The sequence below is a fragment of the Nocardiopsis sp. MG754419 genome (assembly GCF_018207095.1).
Lineage (GTDB): Bacteria > Actinomycetota > Actinomycetes > Streptosporangiales > Streptosporangiaceae > Nocardiopsis.
Genome location: NZ_QOCZ01000172.1, coordinates 1 through 23,772, shown reverse-complemented (window position 1 = coordinate 23,772; position 23,772 = coordinate 1). Strand labels below are relative to the sequence as shown.

At 70.2% G+C, this 23,772-nt stretch carries 25 protein-coding genes; 13 read left to right on the top strand and 12 right to left on the bottom strand.

The window, feature by feature from the left end; translation table 11 throughout:
* Positions 1–565 precede the first annotated feature (565 nt).
* Both DSY14_RS24205 and DSY14_RS24200 read right to left on the bottom strand, forming a co-directional pair.
* Positions 566–1,654, bottom strand: a complete 1,089-nt coding sequence (locus DSY14_RS24205; protein WP_211718923.1) for a zeta toxin family protein — start codon at positions 1,652–1,654, stop codon at positions 566–568.
* Positions 1,655–2,086: 432 nt separating this feature from the next.
* Positions 2,087–3,109 carry an aminotransferase class V-fold PLP-dependent enzyme gene (locus tag DSY14_RS24200; protein ID WP_211718922.1) on the bottom strand — a complete coding sequence of 341 codons (1,023 nt, stop codon included), beginning with the start codon at positions 3,107–3,109 and terminating at the stop codon, positions 2,087–2,089.
* 180 nt (positions 3,110–3,289) lie between these two features.
* Between DSY14_RS24200 and DSY14_RS24195 the strand changes: the two genes are divergently transcribed.
* Complete coding sequence (locus DSY14_RS24195; RefSeq protein WP_307851321.1) at positions 3,290–4,276, top strand: phosphotransferase; 987 nt, start codon at positions 3,290–3,292, stop codon at positions 4,274–4,276.
* A 111-nt stretch (positions 4,277–4,387) separates the two neighbouring features.
* On the opposite strand, the gene DSY14_RS24190 is transcribed toward DSY14_RS24195, so the two are convergent.
* Positions 4,388–4,783: a TIGR03618 family F420-dependent PPOX class oxidoreductase gene (locus tag DSY14_RS24190; protein WP_307851320.1), complete on the bottom strand. Its 396-nt coding sequence runs from the start codon at positions 4,781–4,783 to the stop codon at positions 4,388–4,390.
* A gap of 130 nt (positions 4,784–4,913) precedes the next feature.
* The gene (locus DSY14_RS24185) at positions 4,914–6,017 is read right to left on the bottom strand and encodes an alkene reductase (protein WP_211718919.1); all 1,104 of its coding nucleotides are present in this window, start codon (positions 6,015–6,017) and stop codon (positions 4,914–4,916) included.
* Between the two features lie 61 nt (positions 6,018–6,078).
* Between DSY14_RS24185 and DSY14_RS24180 the strand changes: the two genes are divergently transcribed.
* Entirely contained in the window at positions 6,079–6,471 is a 393-nt protein-coding gene (locus DSY14_RS24180) for a MerR family transcriptional regulator (protein WP_211718918.1), read from the top strand.
* 536 nt (positions 6,472–7,007) lie between these two features.
* Here DSY14_RS24180 and DSY14_RS24175 read toward each other — a convergent pair.
* Complete coding sequence (locus DSY14_RS24175) at positions 7,008–7,883, bottom strand: alpha/beta fold hydrolase (RefSeq protein ID WP_211718917.1); 876 nt, start codon at positions 7,881–7,883, stop codon at positions 7,008–7,010.
* Positions 7,884–7,989: 106 nt separating this feature from the next.
* On the opposite strand from DSY14_RS24175, the gene DSY14_RS24170 reads away from it, so the two are divergent.
* Positions 7,990–8,493 carry a CGNR zinc finger domain-containing protein gene (locus DSY14_RS24170; RefSeq protein ID WP_211718916.1) on the top strand — a complete coding sequence of 168 codons (504 nt, stop codon included), beginning with the start codon at positions 7,990–7,992 and terminating at the stop codon, positions 8,491–8,493.
* A gap of 111 nt (positions 8,494–8,604) precedes the next feature.
* On the opposite strand, the gene DSY14_RS24165 is transcribed toward DSY14_RS24170, so the two are convergent.
* Entirely contained in the window at positions 8,605–9,339 is a 735-nt protein-coding gene (locus tag DSY14_RS24165) for an SDR family NAD(P)-dependent oxidoreductase (protein ID WP_211718915.1), read from the bottom strand.
* A gap of 454 nt (positions 9,340–9,793) precedes the next feature.
* Here DSY14_RS24165 and DSY14_RS24160 point away from each other — a divergent pair, with 454 nt between their 5' ends.
* The 4 genes from DSY14_RS24160 (at position 9,794) to DSY14_RS24145 (ending at position 13,700) form a co-directional block, all read left to right on the top strand.
* Entirely contained in the window at positions 9,794–10,249 is a 456-nt protein-coding gene (locus tag DSY14_RS24160; RefSeq protein WP_211718914.1) for an HIT family protein, read from the top strand.
* Between the two features lie 311 nt (positions 10,250–10,560).
* Positions 10,561–11,040, top strand: coding sequence for a hypothetical protein (locus tag DSY14_RS24155; RefSeq protein WP_211718913.1), 480 nt, complete (start codon positions 10,561–10,563; stop codon positions 11,038–11,040).
* A 645-nt stretch (positions 11,041–11,685) separates the two neighbouring features.
* On the top strand, positions 11,686–12,237 hold the full coding sequence (locus tag DSY14_RS24150; protein ID WP_211718912.1) for a peptidase inhibitor family I36 protein: 552 nt from the start codon (positions 11,686–11,688) through the stop codon (positions 12,235–12,237).
* A gap of 1,055 nt (positions 12,238–13,292) precedes the next feature.
* Positions 13,293–13,700, top strand: a complete 408-nt coding sequence (locus DSY14_RS24145) for a RidA family protein (protein WP_211718911.1) — start codon at positions 13,293–13,295, stop codon at positions 13,698–13,700.
* Here DSY14_RS24145 and DSY14_RS24140 read toward each other — a convergent pair.
* The gene (locus DSY14_RS24140) at positions 13,661–14,314 is read right to left on the bottom strand and encodes a TetR/AcrR family transcriptional regulator (protein WP_211718910.1); all 654 of its coding nucleotides are present in this window, start codon (positions 14,312–14,314) and stop codon (positions 13,661–13,663) included. The genes DSY14_RS24145 and DSY14_RS24140 overlap by 40 nt on opposite strands.
* Before the next feature lie 1,107 nt (positions 14,315–15,421).
* On the opposite strand from DSY14_RS24140, the gene DSY14_RS24135 reads away from it, so the two are divergent.
* A complete protein-coding gene (locus tag DSY14_RS24135) occupies positions 15,422–16,159 on the top strand; it encodes a VOC family protein (protein WP_249188378.1) in 738 nt (245 codons plus the stop codon).
* A gap of 283 nt (positions 16,160–16,442) precedes the next feature.
* Here the strand turns inward: DSY14_RS24135 and DSY14_RS24130 are convergent, their stop codons facing one another.
* Positions 16,443–16,802, bottom strand: coding sequence for a metalloregulator ArsR/SmtB family transcription factor (locus DSY14_RS24130; protein ID WP_211718909.1), 360 nt, complete (start codon positions 16,800–16,802; stop codon positions 16,443–16,445).
* A gap of 92 nt (positions 16,803–16,894) precedes the next feature.
* On the opposite strand from DSY14_RS24130, the gene DSY14_RS24125 reads away from it, so the two are divergent.
* The 3 genes from DSY14_RS24125 to DSY14_RS24115 all read left to right on the top strand — a co-directional run bounded on the left by DSY14_RS24125 (position 16,895) and on the right by DSY14_RS24115 (position 19,188).
* The gene (locus tag DSY14_RS24125) at positions 16,895–18,157 is read left to right on the top strand and encodes an MFS transporter (protein WP_249188377.1); all 1,263 of its coding nucleotides are present in this window, start codon (positions 16,895–16,897) and stop codon (positions 18,155–18,157) included.
* A gap of 238 nt (positions 18,158–18,395) precedes the next feature.
* Positions 18,396–18,881, top strand: a complete 486-nt coding sequence (locus DSY14_RS24120) for a hypothetical protein (RefSeq protein WP_211718907.1) — start codon at positions 18,396–18,398, stop codon at positions 18,879–18,881.
* A 4-nt stretch (positions 18,882–18,885) separates the two neighbouring features.
* Positions 18,886–19,188, top strand: a complete 303-nt coding sequence (locus tag DSY14_RS24115) for a transcriptional regulator (RefSeq protein ID WP_211718906.1) — start codon at positions 18,886–18,888, stop codon at positions 19,186–19,188.
* A 288-nt stretch (positions 19,189–19,476) separates the two neighbouring features.
* On the opposite strand, the gene DSY14_RS24110 is transcribed toward DSY14_RS24115, so the two are convergent.
* Complete coding sequence (locus DSY14_RS24110) at positions 19,477–20,364, bottom strand: LysR family transcriptional regulator (RefSeq protein ID WP_211718905.1); 888 nt, start codon at positions 20,362–20,364, stop codon at positions 19,477–19,479.
* A 97-nt stretch (positions 20,365–20,461) separates the two neighbouring features.
* Here DSY14_RS24110 and DSY14_RS24105 point away from each other — a divergent pair, with 97 nt between their 5' ends.
* On the top strand, positions 20,462–20,926 hold the full coding sequence (locus DSY14_RS24105) for a PACE efflux transporter (protein ID WP_211718904.1): 465 nt from the start codon (positions 20,462–20,464) through the stop codon (positions 20,924–20,926).
* A 248-nt stretch (positions 20,927–21,174) separates the two neighbouring features.
* Here the strand turns inward: DSY14_RS24105 and DSY14_RS24100 are convergent, their stop codons facing one another.
* Both DSY14_RS24100 and DSY14_RS24095 read right to left on the bottom strand, forming a co-directional pair.
* Positions 21,175–21,585: a VOC family protein gene (locus tag DSY14_RS24100; protein WP_211718903.1), complete on the bottom strand. Its 411-nt coding sequence runs from the start codon at positions 21,583–21,585 to the stop codon at positions 21,175–21,177.
* Between the two features lie 10 nt (positions 21,586–21,595).
* The gene (locus DSY14_RS24095; RefSeq protein WP_211718924.1) at positions 21,596–21,970 is read right to left on the bottom strand and encodes a helix-turn-helix transcriptional regulator; all 375 of its coding nucleotides are present in this window, start codon (positions 21,968–21,970) and stop codon (positions 21,596–21,598) included.
* A gap of 279 nt (positions 21,971–22,249) precedes the next feature.
* Here DSY14_RS24095 and DSY14_RS24090 point away from each other — a divergent pair, with 279 nt between their 5' ends.
* Positions 22,250–22,789 (top strand): MOSC domain-containing protein, encoded by a 540-nt coding sequence (locus DSY14_RS24090; RefSeq protein ID WP_211718902.1) that lies wholly within the window; start codon positions 22,250–22,252, stop codon positions 22,787–22,789.
* Here DSY14_RS24090 and DSY14_RS24085 read toward each other — a convergent pair.
* Positions 22,722–23,603, bottom strand: coding sequence for a nucleotidyltransferase domain-containing protein (locus tag DSY14_RS24085; RefSeq protein WP_211718901.1), 882 nt, complete (start codon positions 23,601–23,603; stop codon positions 22,722–22,724). The genes DSY14_RS24090 and DSY14_RS24085 overlap by 68 nt on opposite strands.
* Positions 23,604–23,772 lie beyond the last annotated feature (169 nt).

Genomic DNA, 23,772 nt, shown 5'->3' with positions numbered 1-23,772 from the left:
GGGTGTTCTGTGCGTCTCCGTCGGGCTATCGGGGGTGGGTGGATCTGCGCACTCGGGTGGCCGGGCCACGTGTGTGAGGGGCGCGGACCCGGTGGGCGCCGCCGACAGAGGTCCTGCCGTGAGCGTTGCGCAGCGCCCGATGCCGGTGGGGCCGTTCGTGGTGATCCGTCCGTGAGGGCCGGGGTTCCGTGCCCCTCTCGTGGTGTTCGAACGGAATCGAACAGCACGGGCCCCGGTCACCCGCGGCCCCGGTGGGCGCCGTCGGCAGGGGCCTGTCACCGGTGTTCCACCACCGGGGCGGGCTCGGCTCGGTCGACCTCCACCGGGTCCACCTGATCGGCCGACCATCGAGCGGACCCCTCCTCTTGGTCCTGGGTGGCGGTGCGGGTGTCCGACCTCCGCCGCATAGGGATGCGGTGGTCTTCGACCGGTTCCGGCCGGTCCAGGTGCACTGGACGAACGCGATCGATGGCCGTTGGGGCATGAGACGTATGGCGGTCGTGCGGAGGCCTGTGGCCGGACGGGTCCGGTGATCGTGTCGCTCCGGAGACCGAGGCGTGGTCGATCAGCTGGTGGCCGGAGGGCTCTCCCGCCGTGCGGAGGACAGCCCCGCAGGGTGGCTCCGGGGCGTGGTGCCGGGTTCGCCGGCGGCGGGCAGGAAGAGGTCGGGCAGCTCCCGGGGGGTGCCGTGCGGGGTCGCTTCCAGGCGTGTGGAGTGCTCGGTGATGGCCTGGCGGGCCTGGGGTGCGTGAGGGAAGGCGATGTGGGCGGCCTCCCGGGCCTGTGCGGCCAGACGCTCCAGGGTGAGCAGGGTCTGCTCGGTGACCTGCCCACGATGGGCCAGCTCGCGGGTGTGCTCGACGTACAACCCGAGCCAGGCGCGGGCCACACCCGGGGAAGGGGGCGCGTCCCGCGTCTGCGTGGCCGCGGAGGGCGCCGCGCCGGGGGTCGGGTCGGCCCACCGGCCGTCCGTGCCCCGGGTGTCGGTGTGCAGGACCCGCCCCGCGCGGTCGGTGACGTGCAGCCGTCGCGTGCCCGCGGTGTCCGCGGCGGCCTGCAGTGTGGAGGGGACCATCCGGTAGGCGCTGTCGTGTGCTCCGTCCGGGGTCCACCGTGCCGCGGTCTCTTCTCCCGGGTGCAGGAATCGTCCCAGTGTGGCCAGCAGGCTCTCTCGGTAGGGGGTGGCCAGCCCCACGACCTCGACCCGGTAGCCGGCCGCGGTGAATCGGTCGATGGTGCGGGCGACGGTGAGCGGATCCCGGAAGACCCCCTCCAGCAGCAGGCCGTAGCGGTGTTCCAGGGCGTGGTCGATACAGCGCCTGACCCACGCGCCGCAGGCCTGCGCGGTGGCGTTGGGCATCAGCCAGGGGTGGTCGCGGGAGAGCATCTCGAAGTCGTCGTGGAAAGGGCGCAGGTCGTCCCCCGACAGCGGCACCAGCTCGTGCGAACGTGCGCGGGCGATGGCCGCGATGGCGCTGCTCTTGCCCGCCCCGGGCTGGCCGCCCAGCAGCACCAGGGTCGGTTCCCCGGCGCCGCAGGGGTGGCCCTCGAAGACGAACTCGCGGATCGTCAGGGAGCGGTCGGTGCTGTCGGCCGGTCGGTCGAAGACGTCATCGAGTCGTTCTTCGGGCAGGTGGAAATCGGAGGCCTTCACTCTTGCTCCCGTCGCAGTTCACGAAGCTCGGCGCGGTAGCCCTCGGTGAGGTCGGTGACCGCCTGCAGGTCACGCGGGTCGGTGTGCAGCACCGTGTCGCGCACCTGGCGTATCCGTGTGTTCCAGCGCTCCTGGGTCCGGGGGCCCCGGTGGCGGCTCGGCCGAGCGTGATGTGTCGGGCCTGGAGGGCGTTGACGGTGTCCTTGAGGATGTCGTAGGCCACGGTGGTCCGGTGTTGGTGCAGGTAACGCTCGTGGGGTTCGGTCACGACAGGTCTCCTGTTCCGTTGGGAGGGCTGCGAAGATCCTACGGAGAGGACGATGGACGGACCACTGTTCGAGAGCCGTGTGACCCCACGCCTGTTCTCTCGCCGCACGAGTCGTCCGTGCCGGTATTTCGTTGTGGGTGGGCCCGTGTCGGGGAGGGGCCCGGTCAGCCGGTGAGGGCCTTGGCGGCCAGGTCGGCGTCGGCTTCGGTGTTGTACAGGTGGAAGGCCAGGCGGGTGCGGCCGCCGCGTTCGGTGGCCTTGATCCCCGCCCGTTGCAGGGTGCGCAGGGCGTCGGGGATGTCCACCGCGGTGATGGCCGAGTGCCCCGGTGGCAGGTCCAGGTGGGCGCGGAAGCGGTCGGCCAGGGCGGTGTTGTGGGCGTGGATGTGCTCCACCCCCACCTGTAGCAGGGCGTCCAGGGCGGGGGCCGCGGCCACCGCGGCCAGCCAGTTGGGCGACAGGTCCAGGGCGCGGGCGTCGGGTGCGGGGTCGAAGTGGTCGGCGTAGAAGGCTCGGGTGGGGTCGGCGGCGGCGATCGGGCCGGCGTGGATGGGGCGCAGGCCAGAGCGCAGTGCGGGGGACAGGTAGGCCATGGCCAGGCCGCGGGGGGCCATGAGCCACTTGTAGGCCGAGCAGATGAGGGCGTCGAAGTCGGTGGCCTGGAGCGGGTACCAGCCTGCGGCCTGCGTGGCGTCGGCGAAGACGAGGGTGCGGTGGGTGCGGGCGGCGGCCAGGATCCGGTCGGTGGGGGCGAGCCGTCCGTCGGGGGATTGGACGGGGCTGTAGGCCACCGCGGTGGTGTGGGGGCCGATGTGGTCGGCCAGGGCGTGCAGGGGTGCGGTGGTGACGGTGACGCCGCGGTCGTGCTGGGCGTGGAAGGGGAAGACGGCGGAGGTGAATTCGCCCTCGGGCACCAGGACGTGGGCGTGGTCGGGCAGGGAGGAGGCCAGGGTGGCGAAGAGTTGGGAGGCGCTGGCGCCCAGGGTGATGTCGGTGGTGGGCGCGTTCACCAGGTGGGCGAAGCGGGTGCGGGTGGTCTGCACGGAGGCGGACCAGTCCTCGATGGGTGCGGTGCCGGTGTGCCAGGCGTCGATGGCGTGGGTGAGGGCGGTGTGGGCGCTGGTGGGTGGGACGCCGCTCTGGGCGGTGTTGAGCCAGACGGTGTCGGTCTTCCACTGGTGGTCCATGGGCAGTGAGCTTAGGTGTCGGGCCGGGGCGCGGCCGAGGGTGGGCGGACGGTGCGCCTGGTCCTGGCGGGGCGGCGGCGTGGATCCGGCCGTCGGCCCCGAAAGGCGATGCGGCGGGTGCGGGCGCGGGCGCGTCTAGGATCGATGGATCCCACCCACCCCCCTCATCCGGAGTCGCGCGTGTCCGATGCCTCGCTCGCCGCCCATGCCCCACACCTGATCGAGTCGGCCACCGCCGCCCTCGGTTCGGGGACCGTGTTCACCCGGGTGCGACGGTTGCGCGGGGGCACCAAGAAGGGTGTCTTCCGCCTGACCTCGCCCTGTGGTGCGAGTGTGGTCGCCTACCTGTGGAGTGCGCGGGAGAACCACTGGCCCGCCCGGGAGAGGGAGGAGGACCCGGGCCGTACCCCCTTCGGTCACGCCGACGGGGTGGACCTGTTCACCACCGCCGTGGAGCACCTGGAGCGGGCGGGTGTGCGGGTTCCCCGGGTGTACCTGGTGCAACGCGCGCACCCGGGGTTGGGCGGTGACGTGGCGATCGTGGAGGACGTGCCCGGAGCGACCCTGGAGGAGCTGATCGCCCAGGGCGGGCGCGAGCGGGTGGTGGGGGTGCTCGACCGTCTGCGCACGGCCCTGGAGGCGATGGCCGCTCGCACGCGTGCCGCACCGGGCCGGGTCGGCCACCCCTTGGCCGTCGGGCGCGGGTGCGTGGACGTGGTGTGGGAGCGGGCTCGCGCCGATCTGGAGGAGGGTGCGCGACGTCGCCCCGAGTTGGCGCGGGTACGGGATCGGGCGGCGCGTCTGTTGGACGCGTCGGCCTCACGGGTGGAGCCGCGTGAGCGGCACGGTCTGGTGCACGGGGAACTGGGTCCCGACCACGTGTTGGTGGACGCCTCGGGCGCGCCGGTGCTCATCGACGTGGAGGGGCTGATGTTCTTCGACGTGGAGTGGGAGCACGCGTTCCTGAGCCTGCGGTTCGGTGCGTGGTACGGCCGTCTGCGAACACCCGGCCTGGACCCGTTCCGCTCGGAGCTGTACATGCTGGCCCACCGGTTGTCGCTGGTGGCGGGACCACTGTGGTTGCTGGACGGTGATACCCCCGACCGTGGGGTGATGCTGGACATCGTCGAGCACAACCTGGCCTGGATGGTGCGTCGTGTGGGCTAGTGCGGGGCGAAGGCCCCGGGGTGGGCCTTTCGCGCTCGACCCGGGCGCGTTCGACCGGTGGTCCGGTGCCGGGCCGGCTCCCACGCCAGGGTGGGCGCCGGCCCCGTGGCCCTACGCGGGGGGACCCGAACCCACGTTGCCCAGCACGCGTTCGACGGAGATCTCGATGACCACCCGGGCCGGGTTCTCTCGCGGTTCGCGGTAGCGTTCGGCGTAGCGGCGCACCGCCTCCGCGACCCGCTCGGGGTCGTCGAAGACCCGTGCGGGGCCCTCCACGGTGCACCAGGATCGTCCTTCGACCTGGGAGAGCGAGACCCTGGCTCCGGGATGGGCCGCGAGGTTGCGGGCCTTGTAGCTGGTGCCCGAGGAGATCACTCGCACCAGGTGCGCGTCGGCGTCGTAGGTGGCGCCCACGGGAACCTGGTGGATGGTTCCGTCCGGGTGCGGTGAGGCCAGCATGCACAGTCGGCGCTGTGCCCAGAATTGCGTGAACTCGTCGTTGTCCACCCTGCCCCCAATGTGTTCGGTGGATCTCAGCTTCCCACCTGTGCGCGCGTGTGCCTCACCAGGTCGGGGATGCCACGCGCGCGGCGTCATGTGCGCGGTGCGCGGCCGTGGGGTGGGGAGCCCGCTCGACTCAGCCGGCCAGTGTGGGGTAGTCGGTGTAGCCGGTGGCCCCGCCCACGTACATCAGGTACTTGTCGCGCACGGGGTTGACGGGCGCCCCGGTGCGGATGCGCTCGACCAGGTCGGGGTTGGCCAGGAACGGTCGGCCCAGGGCGACCAGGTCGGCTCCGGCCTGGAGCATGCGCTCGCCCGCGGCGCGGCCGCCGTCGGCGGGGATCGCGTCTGCGGGCAGGATCGGGTTGCCGATGAGGGTGCGCGACCAGTGGGATCGCAACCGCTTCCAGATCCGGCTGTCGGGGTCGGCGAAGGCCACGTGCAGGTAGGCCGGGCCGCGTTCGTCCAGCCGGGCGGCCAGTTCGGGGTAGAGGGTGTCGATGTCCTGGTCGGTCTCGGTGATGCCGTTGACGGTGTTGCCGGGGGAGATGCGCACTCCGACCCGGTCGGCGCCGATCTCGGCGATGACGGCGTCGATGACCTCCAGGACCACGCGCATGCGTGCGGCGGGTGTACCTCCGTAGCCGTCGGTGCGCCGGTTGGTGTTGGGGGCCAGGAACTGGTGCAGGAGGTAGCCGTTGGCGGCGTGGATCTCCACACCGGCGAATCCGGCCTCCACGGCGCGGCGGGCGGTGGCGGCGAAGTCGGCGATGGTGGCGTCGATGTCGTCCTGGTCCATGCGGCGTGGGGTCTCGGCCCGCCGGCGGCCGGTGGGGGTGTGGATGGGGTCGGGTAGGGCGATCGGTGAAGGGGCCAGCGGGGTCAGGCCGCTGGTGTCGGGGTGTCCGACCCGGCCGCCGTGCTGGATCTGCGCGAACATGCGCCCACCCTGGGCGGTGACGCGCTGGTTGACGCGGAGCCAACCCTGGGTGTGTTCGGGTTCGTACAGGGCGGCGATGTCGGGGTAGGTGCGACCCACCTTGTTGGGGGTGGAGGCCTCGGCGATGATGAGGCCGGCCGAGGCGCGTTGGACGTAGTACTCGGCCATGAGGAGGCTCGCGGTGCCCGAGGGTTCGGCGCGGTTGCGGGTCATGGGTGCGATGACCAGGCGGTTGGGCAGGTCGAGGTCGGCCAGGCGAGCGGGGGCGAGCAGCGGGGATGTGGTGTTCTGTGTGGGCATGCGGTTACCGTAGGACTTGACATTGATGTCAGATTCAACGTCGGAGGATGTGAGGTGCCTCATGCGGATCGGTGAGTTGGCCCGACGCAGCGGGGTGAGTCCCCGGTCGCTGCGCTACTACGAGCAGCAGGACCTGTTGTCGTCGGAGCGCACCTCGGGCGGGCACCGCGCGTACGCCGAGGCGGCGGTGGACCGGGTGGTGCGCATCCAGGAGCTTTACGCGGCCGGGCTGTGCAGCTCCAAGATCGCGACGCTGCTGCCGTGCATGCGCGACGCCGACGGTGCACCCGCCGCCACCGCCGACGAGAACCTGGTGCGGGAGCTGACGGTCGAAGGCGAACGCATCGACCGGATGATCGCCGACCTGCGGCGTTCACGCGAACTGCTCGACGACGTCATCGCCAACGCCCAGGGCACGACGCGCGAGCAGGGACCGCTCACCGTCGAACGCTGACCCGGGCCCCTGCGGCCGCACACCCCCCGACATCGGGTTCTCCACCGTCTCTGCCACCGCACCCCGCCCGGTGGCGGAGTTCCTCGACCACGAGGCCCGGCCCCTGGACCAGGACGGAGCAGAGGGGCCGCACCCCGGTCGGTGGACATGAGAAAACCCCCGCAACGGAACGTTGCGAGGGCTCTCATGTCGTGCCGGAGCCGGTGGGTCCCCATGACCGGCGCTCCGGCGGGGTCTGCGCTCACCCCCATGGGCGCCGACCCCACATCCACGCCGTCCCCGTGAGCCGTACGGCCGTGTCGGCCGCCCCCTGGCCCGCGGGGTTCGCGGATGCGTAGTTGGTTGTCTACCCGTGTGATCGCGAGCAAACATCCCCACCCACATCGATCGTGATTTTTCCTCCCGCGTGTGCGCCGCGGTGCCCGAAAGGCAGGGGAGGGGGTGGGAGGGCACCCCCTCCCACGGGCACACCGGCCTCGACGTGTGCGGGGTGAGCGACCCACGTCGGGGCAGGACGGGCCCGTCCTGCCAGGAGCTCAGGCCGTCGGGAACGTGCGGGTCAGGAAGTCGCGCATGTGCCCGACCACGGTGTCCAGGTGACTCTCGAGCAGGAAGTGGCCGCCCCCGGGGACCAGGTGGATCTCGGCCTCCGGCAGGTCCCGGGAGAAGGCGCGGGCGCCGTCGGGTCCGAAGATGCGGTCCTGGGCCCCCCACACCGCCAGGAGCGGGACACGGCTCTGTCGGAAATAGGCGTGCACCCGCGGATACAGGGGCGGGTTGGTGGCGTAGTCGCGGAACAGGGCGAGCTGGGCGAGGTCGTGACCGGGGCGGGTGATGTCACGGTGGTCGAACGTCCAGGTGTCGGGGTCGACCAGTGCGGGGCGGTCCACGCCGTGGAGGTACTGCCAGCGGATGGCGTCCAGGCTCAGGGCGGTGCGCACGTCGGGTTCGGTCGTTGGGCCCGGGTTCTGGGCGTAGGCCCACACGGGTTCCCAGAACTGTGGGACGAAGCCCTCGTCGTAGGCGTTGCCGTTCTGGGAGATCACCGCGGTGAGGGCCTGCGGGGTGCGCAGGGCGAGCCGCCAGGCGATGGGGGCGCCGTAGTCCTGCACGTACACGGCGTAGCGGTCGATGCCGAGTCGGTCCAGGAGTGCCTGGGTGGCGTCGGTGAGCGCGTCGAACGTGTAGTCGAACGTCTCGGCCGATGGGGCGTCGGAGTGGCCGAAACCGAGGTGGTCGGGGGCGATCACGTGGAACCGGTCGGCCAGGCGGGGGATCAGGTGGCGGAACATGCGCGAGCTGGTGGGGAACCCGTGCAGGAGCACCAGCGTGGGCGCTTGGCCGGGGCCGGCCTCCCGGTAGAAGACGCGGTGTCCCCCTGCGGTGGCGTACCTATGGTGAACCTCGACCATGACTAACTCTCTCAACTAATGTAGATGGTTATCTTCCCCCACAGTGGAGCCGATGTCGGGTAACCTGTCAAGTTGAACAAGAGGGTTAGCTCCTAGGGTGGGGGACATGATCGACGAACAGGCGCTCCTGGAGGCCCTGAACAGCACCCCGGTGGTCGACGGGCGACCGCAGGACCGCTGGGCCGAGGACGACGCGGTGCGTGCCTGGGCCCGCGCGTACGGATGGTCGGTGCAGGCGCCCGCTCTCGCCTGGCTGCGCGCGGCCCGGAACGCCCTGCAGTCCGCCACCCAGGGGCGGGTGCCCCGAGACGAGCTGCGGCGCGTCCTCGCCGGTGTCCATCGACGCCCCGAGATCGAGGCCTCGGAGCTGCGATGGTCCCTGCACGGTCCACCCGAACGGATGCTCGCGGTGGAACTGGTCCTGGCCTGGTACGACGTCCAAGAACGCAGGCCCGGTCGACTGCGCCCCTGCGGCAACGACGAGTGCCGCCTCTTCCTCCTGGACCGCAGCCGCGCCAACACCGCCCGGTGGTGCTCGATGAAGACCTGCGGCAACCGGCTCAAGGCACGCCGCCACCAGGAACGCGCCCGCCGGGAACCGCAGACCTGACGGGACGGGCGACCGGCACCCCACCGCCGGTGGCTTTCCCCCGGCCACGGCGAGGCCGCGACCGGGGATCGCACCGGTGACCCGCGTCGCAGGGTCCTTACCTGCGCGGCATCAGGGCGTGATCGTCGTCCCGGTCGCCTCGGCCAGGGACTCCAGGAGCGCGCCCTGAAAGTCGTGGTCGTGGACCGACCGGTGCGGCTCCCGGGTGCGCTGGTGGTGCCAGTACCGTCCGCCGGCCAACGCCTGCGGATCCTGGGTCGTGGCCAGCCACACCTGGGTGAGATACCCCAGACGCAGGTCATCGGTGGCGCCGGGACCGCCCATCCGGGTGGGCACCCACCCGGGGTCGACGGCGTGGACCAGAACCCCGGGCCACAACCGGGCCAGCGCGGCCATGAACACGGTGACGTAGAGCTTGCTGTCGGAGTAGGTGCGGCTGCGCCGCCTGCCCTGCCAGTCCACGCCGCCCAGGTCGGCGCGACCGCCGTAGTGCATGCCGCTGCTGAGGTAGACCAGGCGGCCGGGCCGTTCCATACGGGCGGTCAACTCATAGGGGGCGACGACGTTGACCGGCAACACGGAGGGGCCACTGATGACCCCGGCGTTGTGGATCACCGCGTCCCAGGGGCCCAGCTCGTTCGCCTGCTGTGCGAGGTCGGCGACCTGGTCGCGATCGGTGAGGTCACCGACCACCCCCTGTGCCCCGCGATCGAGCAGGTCCCGGACGGCGGCCCATCGCGCGGGCGTACGCGCGTGCACGCCCACACGGTGGCCTTGGTCCAAGAGCGCCCGGGCCGCGTGGCGGCCCAGACCCTCGGTCGAGCCGGTGACGAGAATGCCGGACATGTGAACCCTCCTGCCGGTGGTGCGGGCTCCTGCCAAGGTCAAGGCACCGATGAGGAATCGATACCGCACATCGCACGCCGGGACACCTACATCGGCGTCGCTGATCCGAAAGGCGCCGATCGGCTCGGCATCGGACACCGCGCCGTGCCCGGCCCACGAGTCCGGCCTCCGCAGGGCGAGCGGAGGCCGGACTCGACCGCGCCCGTGCTGCCGCCGCGAAGGACGACGAACGACATCGCTTCCCTGCGCACCGAGCCTGAGGGCGACCCGGGCCGGGGGCTGAGACTGGTAGGAGTCGTTGATCAAGTGATCTGTATTCTTCGGGACTTCCACCACTCTGATCACTGTGTGGGGTCGCTGGGAGCAGCACGGTCCGGTTCGCAGCTGGGAAAACCGGGTGACGCCCGCCGCATGCCGTGCCACGCCGGGTTCTCCCCAGCAAAGGGAGGCTCCCGTGAGTGCGTGCGTGTTCTGCCTGATCCGGGATGACGAGGCCGCGCGCAGCCTCATCTACTCCGATGACCTGGTGTTGGCGTTCATGGACCTGTGCCCGGTCACGCCGGGGCACGTGCTGGTGGTTCCGCGCGAGCATCTGGTGGGCTTGGGCGAGGTCGGTGACCAGCTGGGAGGACGGCTGTGGAGCGTGGCCCGCCGCGTGGGCGACGCCTTACGCCGGGACACCCTGAACACAGGGGACGCGGACGCAGGTTCCGTCGGGCCGGTGCGCTGCGATGGCGTCAACCTGTTCCTGGCCGACGGCGAGGCGGCGGGCCAGGAGGTCTTCCACGTGCACCTGCACGTCTTTCCCCGCTATGAGGGCGACGCCTTCTCGGTGCACGCCCTGTGGCAGGAGGCCGAACGCGCCGAACTCGACGGCCACGCGGCCAGGCTCCGCGCTCTACTGCCCTGACCACGGGGATGGAGGATTGCTACAGGAAGTGGCGGTAGAGCCGTGACCTGGGCGACGGTTCGGTGACGGGGCCGATTTGCCCTGTTCGCGGCTTTGACACAACCGCCACCCAACTCGGGTGGACGGTGCAGTCGGGCACCGCGCGCACGCTCGGCGTCCTCCAGGCCGACCACCCCACCCACGCGCCCGAGCACACCAACGTGGGATTCTCGAGCCTGGCATTCCCGCCGATTCCAACGAGCTTCTACAGTTGCGACCTGTCCGCCGTCGGCGACCGCTCAACCGTCAACCCGTAACCCCGTGAGGCGTGCATGACCGTTGCCGAGAAGATCCTCAGAATATCCGCGGGTAGCGGTCTGCACGCCTGCATCCTGCTCATCCTCCCCTTCAGCGTCAACCGCGATCTGGCTCCGGTCGAGGTTTTCGCCATCTTCTTCCTGGCTTACCTGGTGTTCGTCCTTCTCAATGCCTCCATCGGGGCCGTGGAACTCACTCTCTCCAAGAAGAAGGAGTCCTCGGGCGATGAGGGCGGCCTGCGCCCCCCTGTCCTCGCCTCTGCGGTTTTCCTGGCCCTGCTGTATGCCGCCCTGCCGGCATCCCTGGTGCTCAGTTGGGGCATCACGGCAGAAATAATGCTTGTTTCCTTGGTGGCATTCGCCCTCGGGTTCTTCTTGCAGTGGGTCTGCGTCAAGGTGGCGTTCGCGAGATCCTCCGGGAAGATCATCTTGTCCTTCTTCTTGGCGATCCCCGTCTTTTTGATCTCCGTTTTGTCTGCGGTGGCCGCACAGTGAAAGCCGGATCCATCCGCCGCCGCGGGCACGGCTTTCGGACCGAGACCGACAGGAGCGGGTTCAGCGCGAGACGGACCGGCGCTCTACTTCTGGAAACACGGCTCCCGGCCGCGAGCAGCTTGATCACCACGGGGCCGATCCCCAGTTCCGGATCGAACTCGAACTCGCCCACTCCGGTCACGGCCACCTCACACTCGCCGTCCGCGCAGGCGGCCAGATCGGTCTCCACCGGCGACGGTGATGCGCTGGGCGACGAGGCACCGACCTGAGGACCTCCACGGACGGATCATCGCAGCCGACCGGGAGTGATATCGCGACGGCCGCCAAGAAGACGGCGACGGCAGTCGGGCATGGTGCGGTGAGCGTCTGTAGGGGGCCCGGAGGGTTCGGTCGCATGCCGGCGGCACCGGTCATGCCCTAAGGTGCCATCCCCCTCGACCCCCGCAACCTGACCACCACAACCGCCCTATGAATACACCGAACTCAACCCAGTTCACACGCGGCCCACCCCGCCGCCGGCCGTAACCGGCCGGCTGTGACGTGGGCATTTCTTTGCCTCCCATTCGTGCCTAGCATCGGGGGCTGGCAGCGGGAAAGCGGCGACAAAGGATGCGCGCGAATCCCGAACTAAGGCGAAAGGTGTACATGCGTAAAATCTTGATAGCCCTGATGTCCGCCGGCGCCGGAGTGGCGCTCACCCTCGCGCTGGGAGTCCCGGCGCAGGCGCAGGAGGCGGCCCCCACCGAGGTCGCCGGGGTGACCGCCGAGCTCGACGGGCAGGTCTTCGACCTGTCCCAGGGGTGGGGGGACGCGGAGACCTGTCTCGAGGAGCCGGACGGGGCGCCGACCGATTTCCGGTGTTATGCGGGCGAGGACTCGCACCTGGAGACGCAGAGCCTGGACGACTGCCCGAGCGACCACGTTTGCCTCTGGGAATCCGCTCAGTTCGGCGGGGAGATGGTCGGATTCACCTCGTCGGGCAACCACGACCTGGGCAACATCGGCTGGCGGGACCGGGCGTCCAGCTTCTACAACAATCGCTCCACCACGGTGACCTTCGTCGATTTCCGGAGCGGGATCATCGCCGACCGCTGGATCCGATACGAGGCCGGCAACATCGTCGCGGACCTGTCCAGCATCCCTTACCCGGACGGTGGCTCCTGGGACAACAAGATCGACAGGGTCACCCTCCCCTAACCGGCCACTGACACCGCACTGCCGGGCCCGCCCTCCGGAATGAGTGGAAGGACCCCTGCACCATCGGTTGCGGGGTAGCGAGTTACCGCCAAGACCCAGACCGGTCCCCCGGAAAATCAAAGCCCCGCACATCCGAAGCCGGATGTGCGGGGCTTTTCGCGTGTTCGGGGTCAGGGCGGCCCAGGGTTGAAGATGGCATGTGTTCCTAGCCGGGGGCCGAGGAACATCGGGACAGGATCCAGCGCTTTGCGCGGGCTCCCGTTCGAATGTTCCTCAACCCCCGATACGTGTGGTGACTTTGGTGCGGTCTTGGGGGTCGAGGAGGATTGCTACAGGATGTGGAGGTAGGCCCTCCCTGGCTCTCCGTAGGGGATGAACGCTACAGATCTTGGCTCTTGACGGGGTGCGGACCCGCACCTGAGGGCACCGATCCGCGGTTCCGAGTGAGATCGAGGCGACTCCCAGGGTGAGCATCGCGCCGCCGTCCTGGGCCAGAGAGGGCCAGTACAGCCGTAGGAGGCCGCTACTCTGCTGCTTCTGTCCTCCCTCGGCCTGGTCAGGGTTTGGGAGAAGGGACCGACGCGGTAGGGCCAGAGTGACCAGCCCTGCCATGAACGAGGCCACAGCCATCGCACCGACCGGCCAAGTACCCGCCCCTTCCCCGGTGGCGACCTCGCGGTAGCCGAAGGTGTCGCGGATCTGCCAGGCGTGCTCGAAGGCGGTCCTCTCGCGAGCCCGGCACTCGGAAGGCATCCCGGGACCGACGGCTCGTCGGGGATGCGGCCGTAGCGGGGGATCTGGTCTTCGGAGAGGTACTTCATGCGGCATGGCCACGAACGTCAAAGCCGCGAACAGGGCTCCGGCCTCACGTTCCTCCGCGGCCCGGACGGCTCGACGGCGAAACCCGCCGGCGACCCTCTTCTGCCGAGGAGGGGTCCTGGCACGGTCGGGAGGGGTCGTCATCCCGGTGATGATCGCCACCCACGCCGGAAAAACGTCGATTAAATAACATCGCTTTGCTATGTTTTCGAGTCCCTGAAGAGAGGAGCACGATCATGACCGTCAAGCTGGTGCACCCCGAAGGCGTCAACCGGGTGGAGGTCCACCACCAGGTCGCCGACACACGGGGAACGCGCACCGTGTACCTGGCCGGCCAGGTGTCCTGGGACACCGAGGGCAACCTCGTGGGTGCGGGCGACATCGCCGCGCAGGCCGAGCAGTGCTACCTCAACATCGCCGCTGCGCTCGACGCGGTCGGGGCCACGGCGGCCGACCTGGCCAAGGTCACCGTGTACATCGTCGACCTCGACGAGGACAAGGCCGAACAGTTCGTCGTCGGGCGCGAACGGGCGGCCGCGACGCTGGGAGTGCAGTTCCAGCAGCCCAGCACTTGGATCGGCGTCACCTCGTTGGCCGTACGGGGCTACCTCGTGGAGGTCGACGCCGTGGCCGTGCTCGACTGAGGCGGACGCAGCGCGGACCAGCCGGCCTCGACCGAGCGTCGGCACGCCGCGGGGTCGTCGCCGGCGGCGACGATCACCGCGGTGAGCAGGGGAACGCCCGAGGCGAGCGTGCGTCGTGAGGCGACCCGACTCACGACCAGCGACACGATCCCGTGGCAGACCGTCCAGATCTCGGTGGCGAGCCGGTCGGGGTCGGCGTCCTCGCTGATCCGGCCCTGTTCCCGGCAGCGCCGCGCGGCGCGCACGAGGTAGCCCAGGGTCGCCTCGGCGGCCGCCACGTCCTCGAGTTCGACGGTCGCGTCGAACATGACCCGGTAGAGGTCGGGATGTTCGAGGGCGTTGACGGCGTAGGCCGCCACCCCGGCCACGAGGTCCTCGACGGGGTCGGCCGGTACGACCAGGGCCTCGAGGCGGGCCGCCAGTCGGGTGAAACCCTCTTGGCGCAGCGCGCGCCAGACCCCGTCCATCCCGCCGAAGTACGTGTACACCGCCATCGTCGAGACCCCGGTGCCCTCGACGAGCGAGCGCAGCGTGATCGGCTCGCGTTCACGGAGCATGCGCGCGGCACGCTCCAGAAGCTGCGTGCGCACCGCCGGGTCCTTCTGTCTCGCCATCCGGCACATTTTAGAGGACGGGGGCCGAGCGGGACGGGCACCGGATAGGGCCGTGGGTCTTCGTCGGTTCGCCCGTCCCTTTCTGGTGCGGGTCTCATCGGCCGCGACGTGGAGTGCGCGACCGTGGGTGGCGGCCTTCCCACGTTGGACATCGGTCGGGCCCAGGGAACGGGTCCGTGATTCCGGCGCGCTTGGTCCCCTGCCCGAGTGCTTCCGCGTGCTCACCTCTGGGCTCCCGCCTCCCGCCCTGTCCTCTTGTCGCACGCCGCACCCGGTGGCCGACCGCGCCCCGCCACCGGGTGCGCGCGATCGTGCCCTCACGCGATCCGGGCGCAGCGGTGCCGGGGATCCTCGCGACGCGAGCTTCGCTGCGGCGCCCTCGGGACGGACTCCTCCAGATGATCGTCGCTGCGGCCGCCCTCTCCCCGGTGTCCCGGGTCGTCGACGCAGGGCTCAGCGGCTCCAGAAGACGGCGTCGGTCCCCACCCCCTGGCGGTCAGCGGCGGAGCCCGGGCCCAGAAGCCCTCACCGGACAGGGTTCCAGGAGCAGAACGAGGCCGGTGGCGTAGGGGCGGGGTGTGGCCCCTTCACGGCGGGGGTTCTCCGTGGGGTGGTTCTCGCGTCGATCATTGATACAGCGATCGCTGTACTCACCGCGTTTTCGCTGCCCCCGAGTCGGCTCTGAATAACGTTGGCGGCCCCGTGCAGGGCGACCGAGGGGCTCCAGGGGCCCCTGAGGGCCTGACTTCCTAGAAGGTTGACTTATCGGGGGTCAGGATTCGAGGTTCTTCCAGGATTCGTTTCGTCACGGATTCCTAATAACGTTTCTGGTATAACGTTACCAACGTAACGATAAGGCGAGGCGTGGCAGAGGAGAGCCGGAGGACGCGTGGAGACGAACGCGTCATGGTGCAGGTGCGCCCACAGCACTGGGCGAGTGCACACGCCGGGAATCCTGGAGCGTCTGGGCGCGCACGGGACGGGCCGGCCCTTTTCGCCGAACCGACGTCCGAGGCGCAGCCCGACCGTCGGTGTCCTGGCGTGGTCGTGCGCGCTCCGGCGAAAAGGGGTGGGCGACCCGACCGGTGCGGGCCTACGATCGGCGCCATGGCCACTCGACTCGTACAGATCGCGATGAACGCCCAGGACGACGCCGCACTCGGCCGTTTCTGGGCACAGGCACTCGGCTGGGAGACCTCCAGTGAGGGCCCCGGCGTCACCAACCTCGAACCCGAGGGTTTCGCCTACCCCGACCCCGTCGCACTCTGTGTCGACGTACTGCGTGTGCCCGAACCCAAGACGGTGCGCAACCGTGTGCGCGTCGACCTCGCCACCACCTCGCAGGCCCACCGGTCGGACCTGGTCGCGCGGCTCGAAGACCTCGGCGCGATCCCCGCAGGCCCGGGTCGGGGCGAGGCCTCCGGGACGGCCCTGGCCGACCCGGAGGGCAACGAGTTCCGCGTTCTGGAGCCCCGGTCGCTCTATCTGGACACCGGAGTGATGGCCGCTGTGGTGGTCGATTGCGCCGACCCCCGGGTCATGGCGCGGTTCTGGGGCGAGGCGACGGACTGGACCGTGCACGAGGTGACCGACGACCACGCTCTCCTGCGTTCCTCGCAGAGGGTCGGCCCGTACCTGGAGTTCGTCCGCTCCGACGAGATCAAGACCGTGAAGAACCGCACCCACCTGGACCTGCGGCCCTACCCCGGTGACGACCAGGCGGCGGAGGCGGACCGTCTGCGGGCTCTGGGCGCCACCGACGTCGACCTGGGCCAGGGGGACGTGCCGTGGACGGTCCTGGCCGATCCCGAGGGCAACGAGTTCTGCGTCCTCACCCCGGGCTGAGAACCACACCGTTCGTGCCCTGCTTCGTGCTCTCTCCCTGAGGGGTCGCGTCGGTGGCCACGCGTGCTCGGCGGGACGGTGCCGTGGACCGTGAGTGTTCCGGTGCGGTGCGAGTACGCCACGGAGCGGCCGTCGTCGTCGAAGGCGCTGTGTGAGGGGCCGTCCCTGGCGGGGCGGCCCCTCACGTGATCGGGGCCTGTGGGGGCGACGACGTCGCGCCGAGCACCCGGTTTCTCGGGGCGAGCGCGGTCACGGATTCTTCGGTCGGGGGCGTTGATCCCGGTCAGTCGTGGAAGGGCTCTCCGGTCACCACGTGATCGGCGTGGTTGAGCGCCTCCATCACCAGGCGGCGCAGGTGGCCGTCGCTGAGCCGGTAGATGGAGTGACGGGACTGCCTGCGCGACTCCACCAGCCCGGCCAGGCGGAGTTTGGCCAGGTGCTGGGAGACGGCGGTGCGCGAGGCCCCGCTGGCCTCGGTCAGTCGTCCCACGTCCGCTTCGCCCGCGGCCAGGGTCCACAGCAGGTGCAGTCGGGTGGGGTCGGACAGCAGCGCGAACACTCCGGCGGCCACGGCCAGCTGCTCGGTCTCGGGCGGGTCCGGGTGCACGAGGCTGGTGGTGGCCTGTTCGTCACTGGTGCGCATGTGCGCAGTCTAGAACGTGGGATCGGCCGGAGAAGGATCATGTTCGCCATGACATCATGTGCGTACTTGCGCACATGTATGATGCGTTCTCAATGTCCCTCTTCTTCGCGGTGGTGATCATGGTGTGGCGGGTACTGGCGGACTTCGCCTCCTATCGGAGAGTGTTCTACGCCCAGGTCGTGGCGCTGGCGGGCACGGGTCTGGCCACGGTCGCCCTGGCCCTGTTGGCCTACGACCTGGCACCCGCGCAGGCGGGACGCGTGGTCGCCACCGCCCTGACCATCAAGATGCTCGCCTACGTCGGCGCCGGCCCACTGCTGACCACGGTCTTGGTCCGGGTCCCGCGCAAGGCGGTGCTGGTGGGGTCCGACGCGGTGCGCGCCCTGGCGGTGGCCTGTCTGCCCTTCGTGGATCAGGTCTGGCACGTGTACGCGCTCATCGCCGTGCTCCAGTGCGCCTCGGCGGCCTTCACCCCCACCTTCCAGGAGACCATCCCCGAACTGGTCGACGACCGGGGCTATACCTCGGCGCTGGCGCTATCGCGCCTGGCCTATGACCTGGAGGCGATGGCCTCACCGCTGCTGGCGGCACTCCTGCTGTTGGTCGTGCCCTTCGACGGACTGTTCGCGTTGACCGCGCTCGGCTTCGTCGCCTCCGGCCTGCTGGTGGCCACCACCGCCCTGCCCGCGCCGGCCGCGTCCTCACGTGACCCGCGTCGGGCCGCCGCGAGTTGGCGGGTCTTCGTCACCGACCGTCGTCTGCTGGCACTGTCGGCGTTGAACACGGCCGTGGCCGTGGTCACCGCTCTGGTCCTGGTGGACACCGTGGTTCTCGTGCGCTCCCACCTGGGTGGCGGCGAGGCCGGTGTCGCGCTGGCGCTGGCCTGTTTCGGAGCCGGGTCGATGGTGGTGGCGCTGACCCTGGGGCGGTCGGTCGATCGGTTCGGTATCCGTGCGCTGATGGTGTCGGGTCCGGTGGTGCTCACCGTGGGGGCGTCCGCCACCGCCGCGGGTTGGGTCCTGGCCTCCGGTCCGGTGGTGCTGGGTGTGGGTTGGGCGGTGTTGGGCGCCGGGTGCGCGCTGATTTCGGCGCCCACGGGCCGGCTGTTGCGGGAGGCCGCTCCTGAGGGCGGGTTGGCGGGGGTCTTCGCGGCGCAGTTCTCGCTCTCCCACGCCTGCTTCCTGGTCACCTATCCGTTGGCGGGTTGGGCCGAAGGGCTGGACCCGGTCCTGATGTTGGGCGGGAGTGCGCTGCTCACCGGTCTGTGCGCGCCGGCGGCTGCGCGACTGTGGCGTCCCGCGTCGGCGGCCTCGGGTGGAGCCTCCGGTGCGTCCTCCACGGTGGCCGATCGCTGACCCGTGTCCGCCTCCGCTCGTCCCGGGGGGCATGCCGCGGGCGGGTTCTGAAGGCTGTGCCCTGCCGGGCGTTGGACCGCCGTCAGGACTTTTTCGATCTTCGTTGGTGGCCCATCGGAGCGCGATCGACCTGCGATGACGGCCATCGTGCACGAGCGGGGGCGGGCGCGGATCGGCTTACGGGGGTTGAATCCCGGCCGTGCCGATGGTTAGTGTTTCCTGAAAGGAAACTAGGTGCTTGGAGGAGAACATGGCGGACATCGACCCGTCCGAGGCGAGCAGGAACCTGCAGGAAGCGCAGACCGCCCGACAGGGCGCGGCGACGACGCTGGCGGGAGGTCGCGTGCGCTGGGCCCTGGCCGGCGGCGGCGTGTTCGCCGCCTCGGTGCTGGTCTGGCTGACGGGCCCCGACCCCAATAACCTCTTCACGTCGGTGCTGCTCCTGGTGGCCGTGGTGGCCGCACTCCTCGCCCGGTCGCCGCGCTGGGCCGGGCTCACCGGCAGCCGGGCACGAATGACCGGTTCGGCCGGACGCCGGGTGCGCACGCTGGCCCTGGTCACGATGATCGCGGTGCTGGTGCTGTTCGTCCCGGTGAACATGGCGGTCGTGCACTGGATGGGGGAGCCCTACCCCATCGCGGGGGCCTTCGTGGGAATCGTTCTCGCCCTGGCCGGTCCCCCCTTCGCGCGGTGGTGGATGACCGAACCCGAAAGTCGCGGGTAGGCACGTGGAGTTCGACCCGCTGCTGGCCGATTCCACGCGGTTGAAGATCGTCGCGTTGCTCGCCTCGTGCGACTGGGCCGAGTTCTCCTTCGTACGGGAGAGCGCGGGACTGTCGAAGTCGGCCCTGTCGAAGCAGATCGCGAAACTGGAAGCGAACGAGTACGTGCAGGTGCACAAGGGGTATGTGGGCAAGTTCCCGCGCACCAGCCTGAAGTTGACCGACACGGGGCGCACGGCCATCGAGGATCACCTCGCCGCGCTGCAGCGGATCGTCGATCAGAGCCGGGGCGGCACCTCCTCCCCGTAGGCCTTCATGGCACGGAACGAGTGATCTTCGCACCACCCGGCCGCGGGACAGCGGGTCGTCGGGGTCACCGCACCGACCAAGACCCGCACCACCGGAGGAAGCGCCGGAGCACCCCTCCGTCCTTCGGCACCGCCCTCGAATCCCACAGGATGCGGCAGCGGGACCGTGAGGACCCGAGTGCTCGGATCTTCATCTGTTGCCTGGGCACCGCAGTGCCGGAGCTCCCACACCCGCGGGTGTGGGAGCTCCGGCACATTTCCCGCTGGTCGTCGGCCTTGACCGCGACCATCAGTGTTGGTCGCGGCGCATCAGCCCGATGACCTCCCCTGCGGCCCGGCGCACCGGCTTTCTGCGCAACCACACCAGGTGCACCGGCATCGCCACCCCGTTGCCGAGGTTGTCGAACTCCAACACCCTCACCCTGCCCGCCGAGACCGCGACCTGCACCGCTCCCCAGGGCAGGTTGGCCCACCCCGCTCCGAGCTCCACGAGTCCCAACGCGGCCTCCACCGAGTCCACGTGCCATCGGTCGTCGGAGACCAGGAGCCGGCGCTCGGCGACCGCGTCGTCGGGGCCGGCGACCACGATCTGGCGGCCGGCTCCGAGGTCCTCCAAACGCCCCAGGTCGGCGGGCAGACCGTGGGTGTCCGTCGTGGCCGAAGCCACCGCCACGTAGAGCACGTCGGTCACGTCGGTGAAGGTCTCCTCCCGGTCCACGTCCGGGGATACGGCCAGCAGTGCCAGATCGGCCCGTTCCTGGTGCAGCATCTCCCGAACCTGGTCCTGGGGCATGCGGAGCAGGTTCACCCGCAGCAGGGGGTAGCGGCAGCCGACCCGGGCCAGAGCCTTCAGCAGGTCCTGGTCCGGAACACCGGAGGCCACGGCGACGGTGAGCGTGCTCTCCACATCCTGCGACAACTCCACGGCGTGGACCTGCAACAGCCGCAGCCTGCTGGAGACGGAGCGAGCGTGGGGCACCAGGGCCAGCGCCTGCGGGGTGGGCACCGCCTCGCGGCGCGACCGGTCGAACAGGGGATAGCCGAGTTCGGCCTCGATGTTGGCGATACCCATGCTCACCGCGGACGGCACCCGGCGCAGCGCGCGGGCCGCACCGGAGAAGGAGCCGTGGTCGACCACGGCCAGGAACAGCTCGATGCCATCGCTGGAGAGGGACATACACCTGTCAACTTTTCTGAAAGGAACTGACTTTTCTGCTCAACACACCTGAATATAGCGTCTGCCTTCGTTGAGCAACGGAACGGGAGCGCGTGCTGTGCAAGGTGTCAAGCGCAAGCTGATCTACGTCGGCGGCTATGAGATCCTGGGACTGGCTGTGGGCACCGTGGTGATGACACTGCTGACGGGCGAGTCACCGGCCACCACCGGGCCGCTGGCGTTGATGATCACGGGTGTGGCCACGGTGTGGAACCTGGCCTTCAACTACCTGTTCGAGGCATGGGAGCGGCACCAGCGCGACCGCACGCGCACCGTGCGCCGACGCGTCCTGCACGCCGTGGGCTTCCAGATGACCCTGGTGTGCTTCCTGGTCCCGCTCATCGCGTGGTGGCTGGAGATCACGTTGGTGCAGGCGTTTGTGCTGGATCTGGTGTTCATCGTCTACATTCCGTTCTTCACCTTCGCCTACAACTGGGTGTTCGACCGGATCTTCGGTGTTCCCGACTCGGCGGTGAACGAGATCCGGAACCCGGAGCGAGCGGAGTCTCAGCGATCCGCCTGAGGCGGGCGGCGGCGAACACGCGTCGAAGGTGTCAGGGATCTGCCAGGCGTGCTCGTGGGCGGTTGTCTCCCGAACCCGGTACCCGGGGAGGACACCGTGGTCGACGTCGAGCCGGTCTGTGACGAAGGGCCCCACCCTAAAGTGGGGCCCTCGTGTGCGTTCCGCGTACGCGCTGTGGCGACCGAGCCCTCGGATCGGTGCCGACACTCGGAGAACACGGCCGCCGCACTACAGCGCAGAGGTGCGTCTCACTTGGCCTGCGTGAAGCGCAGCATGTTGCCCGCCGGGTCACGGAAGGCGCAGTCGCGCACTCCGTAGGGCTGGTCCATGGGCTCCTGCAGGACCTCACCGCCCGCGGAACTGACGCGTTCGAAGGCCGCGTCGCAGTCGTCCGTGGCGAAGATGACCCCGCGCAGCAGCCCCTTGGCCAGCAGCTCGGCCATCGTGCGCCGGTCCTCCTGCGAGGCACCCGGGTCGGCCAGCGGCGGCTCCAACACGATGCTCACGTCGGGCTGGTCGGGGGCGCCGACCGTCACCCACCGCATCCCCTCGAAGGAGACGTCGTTGCGCACCTGCAGACCCAGGATGTCCCGGTAGAAGGTCAGTGCCCGGTCGTGGTCGTCGACGGCGATGAAACAGGTCGAGAGTGTGATGTTCATACCCTCGATGCTAGGAGCGTGGGCCGGATTCGGCTTCTCTGTTCCTGATCGGTCGCGTGCCGACTTTGGCCAGGCACGCGGGGATGGGAGCTCCGTGCTCGTGGTCCCGGGCACGGTAGGCGCTGGGGCTCACGCCGACCAGTTCGGTGAAGCGGGAACTGAACGTGCCCAGCGAGGTGCAGCCCACCGCGAAGCACACCTCGGTGACCGACAGGTCGCCGCGGCGCAGGAGCGCCTTGGCGCGTTCGATGCGTCGGGTCATCAGGTGGCTGTAGGGGGTCTCGCCGTAGGCGGCCCGGAAGCTGCGGGAGAAGTGCCCGCTGGACATGTAGGCCTCGCGGGCCAGGGCGGGCACGTCCAGGGGCTGGGCGTAGTCGCGGTCCATGCGGTCGCGGGCGCGCCGCAGTCGTACCAGGTCGTCCAGGTCGGGGCGTTTCACCTTGGCAGTGTCGCACGTGCGGGTGACATCGGGGGCCGGGCGCTGCCCGAGTCGGGGCGGTGCATGCGAGGGATGGCTCGTTGGGGATGATGCGCACGCGGTGCACGGCGGGTTTCTGTCCGGGCGCGGTGGCGGTGCGCCCGCGTCGACTCCGGCCTCGGGGCGCTGCGCGGGGGCCGGCTAGGCTGAGACGCCATCCTGCCCCCCGTTCCGGAGGTCGAGAACGTGAGTCCGGTCGTCACCGCGGTCAGCAGCAACCCCGAGCATTCCTTCAGCAAGCCCACCCGTTCCCGGATCCGTCTTCTGGCCGGGTTGGGGGTGGAGGGTGACGCCCACATGGGGGTGACGGTCAAGCATCGTTCCCGGGTGGCGGCGGACCCCACCCAGCCCAACCTGCGCCAGGTCCACCTGATCCACGCAGAGCTGTTCGACGAGGTCGCCGAGGCCGGATTCGTGGTGGAGCCGGGCCGGATGGGCGAGAACATCACCACCCGGGGTGTGGATCTGTTGGCGTTGGGCCGAGGAACGGTACTGGAGTTGGGGGAGGCCCGGGTGGAGATCACCGGACTGCGCAATCCGTGCGCCCAGATCGACGACTTCTCGCCCGGCCTGCTCGAACAGATGGTCTTCCGGGACGGAGCGGGAGCGGTCGTGCGCCGTGCGGGGGTCATGGGTGTGGTGCTCACCGGGGGTGTGGTCACACCGGGAACCCCGGTCGGTGTGCGTCCCACGGCGGGCGGTCACGTGCCGCTGGAGCGGGTCTGACCGTGCGGGGCGAGGTCCTGCGCCCGTGGGTGCGGGTGTAGGTCGCCTCCAGCCAGAGGGCCGGCCGGTCGAGGAGGGAGCGCAGGAGGTCCGGGTCGGGGGTGGGGTGCTCGGCCGCCGCCAGGGCCCGGCGCATCACGGTGGCCTGCGCGGGATGGTGATGGGCGAACAGGTCGGTGGCCAGGGACAGGTCACTGGTCCACCCACCCCAGGTCGGCATGATCAGGGTGAAGCCGGTGCGGACCAGGCGTCGGCCCACACGGCGTGCCAGGGCGGTCAGGTCGGCGTCGGTGCGTGCGCGCTCCAGGGCCTGTCGCCAGCGGGGCAGGACCAGGTGCAGGTCCCCGTTGGTCTGGCGGGCCAACAGGGTGGTGGGTCGGTAGGCGGGTAGTCGGGTGGCCAGATCCGGGCCGATCAGGGGTGTGCACAGACAGGACACGAAGAACCCGCCGTCCTGGGCGGTCAGGGGGCGCAGCACCTGGCCGGTGTGGTCGAGCAGGATCGCGCCGCCGTCGATCACGGGGAAGGCCGCGTCCAGGTCGTTCATCAGGACGCGGGCCCGGTCGTGGTCGGTGGGAGTGGGCGGGGTGTGCAGCAGGACCAGGGCGTCCAGGTCGGAGGTGTGCGGGGTGGCGGTACCGCGGGGGATGCTCCCGTACAGGTAGGCGCTGTGCATGCGGTCGCCGAAGACCCGGGGTAGGCCGGTGCGCAGCGCTTCCACGGGTGGCAGGAAGGCGCGCGGGATGAGGCGCGGGTCGCCTTCACGGGCGAGGGTGCCGTCGTCGCGCAGGCCGGTCGGGGGTGGTGCGGTCACGTTCGGTGCTCCAGGACGGGTCGGGTGTGCACCCGCGTCATCGGGCGCGGTGCGTGGTGGGTGGCGACGCCGCCGGTGGTGAGGGGGCGCCCGTGGAGCGTCCGGTTCCGGGGGAGGAGGGCATGGGGCATCCTCGCAGACACCCGCCGGGCAGGCCACGGTGTCGTCC

Bases quoted from the DNA above. Each gene is read 5' to 3' on its own strand.
- DSY14_RS24200 (WP_211718922.1), bottom strand. From the start codon at position 3,109: ATGGACCACCAGTGGAAGACCGACACCGTCTGGCTCAACACCGCCCAG.
- DSY14_RS24185 (WP_211718919.1), bottom strand. From the start codon at position 6,017: ATGCCCACACAGAACACCACATCCCCGCTGCTCGCCCCCGCTCGCCTG.
- DSY14_RS24180 (WP_211718918.1), top strand. From the start codon at position 6,079: ATGCGGATCGGTGAGTTGGCCCGACGCAGCGGGGTGAGTCCCCGGTCG.
- DSY14_RS24175 (WP_211718917.1), bottom strand. From the start codon at position 7,883: ATGGTCGAGGTTCACCATAGGTACGCCACCGCAGGGGGACACCGCGTC.
- DSY14_RS24170 (WP_211718916.1), top strand. From the start codon at position 7,990: ATGATCGACGAACAGGCGCTCCTGGAGGCCCTGAACAGCACCCCGGTG.
- DSY14_RS24165 (WP_211718915.1), bottom strand. From the start codon at position 9,339: ATGTCCGGCATTCTCGTCACCGGCTCGACCGAGGGTCTGGGCCGCCAC.
- DSY14_RS24155 (WP_211718913.1), top strand. From the start codon at position 10,561: ATGACCGTTGCCGAGAAGATCCTCAGAATATCCGCGGGTAGCGGTCTG.
- DSY14_RS24150 (WP_211718912.1), top strand. From the start codon at position 11,686: ATGCGTAAAATCTTGATAGCCCTGATGTCCGCCGGCGCCGGAGTGGCG.
- DSY14_RS24145 (WP_211718911.1), top strand. From the start codon at position 13,293: ATGACCGTCAAGCTGGTGCACCCCGAAGGCGTCAACCGGGTGGAGGTC.
- DSY14_RS24140 (WP_211718910.1), bottom strand. From the start codon at position 14,314: ATGGCGAGACAGAAGGACCCGGCGGTGCGCACGCAGCTTCTGGAGCGT.
- DSY14_RS24135 (WP_249188378.1), top strand. From the start codon at position 15,422: ATGGCCACTCGACTCGTACAGATCGCGATGAACGCCCAGGACGACGCC.
- DSY14_RS24130 (WP_211718909.1), bottom strand. From the start codon at position 16,802: ATGCGCACCAGTGACGAACAGGCCACCACCAGCCTCGTGCACCCGGAC.
- DSY14_RS24125 (WP_249188377.1), top strand. From the start codon at position 16,895: ATGTCCCTCTTCTTCGCGGTGGTGATCATGGTGTGGCGGGTACTGGCG.
- DSY14_RS24110 (WP_211718905.1), bottom strand. From the start codon at position 20,364: ATGTCCCTCTCCAGCGATGGCATCGAGCTGTTCCTGGCCGTGGTCGAC.
- DSY14_RS24100 (WP_211718903.1), bottom strand. From the start codon at position 21,585: ATGAACATCACACTCTCGACCTGTTTCATCGCCGTCGACGACCACGAC.
- DSY14_RS24095 (WP_211718924.1), bottom strand. From the start codon at position 21,970: ATGGACCGCGACTACGCCCAGCCCCTGGACGTGCCCGCCCTGGCCCGC.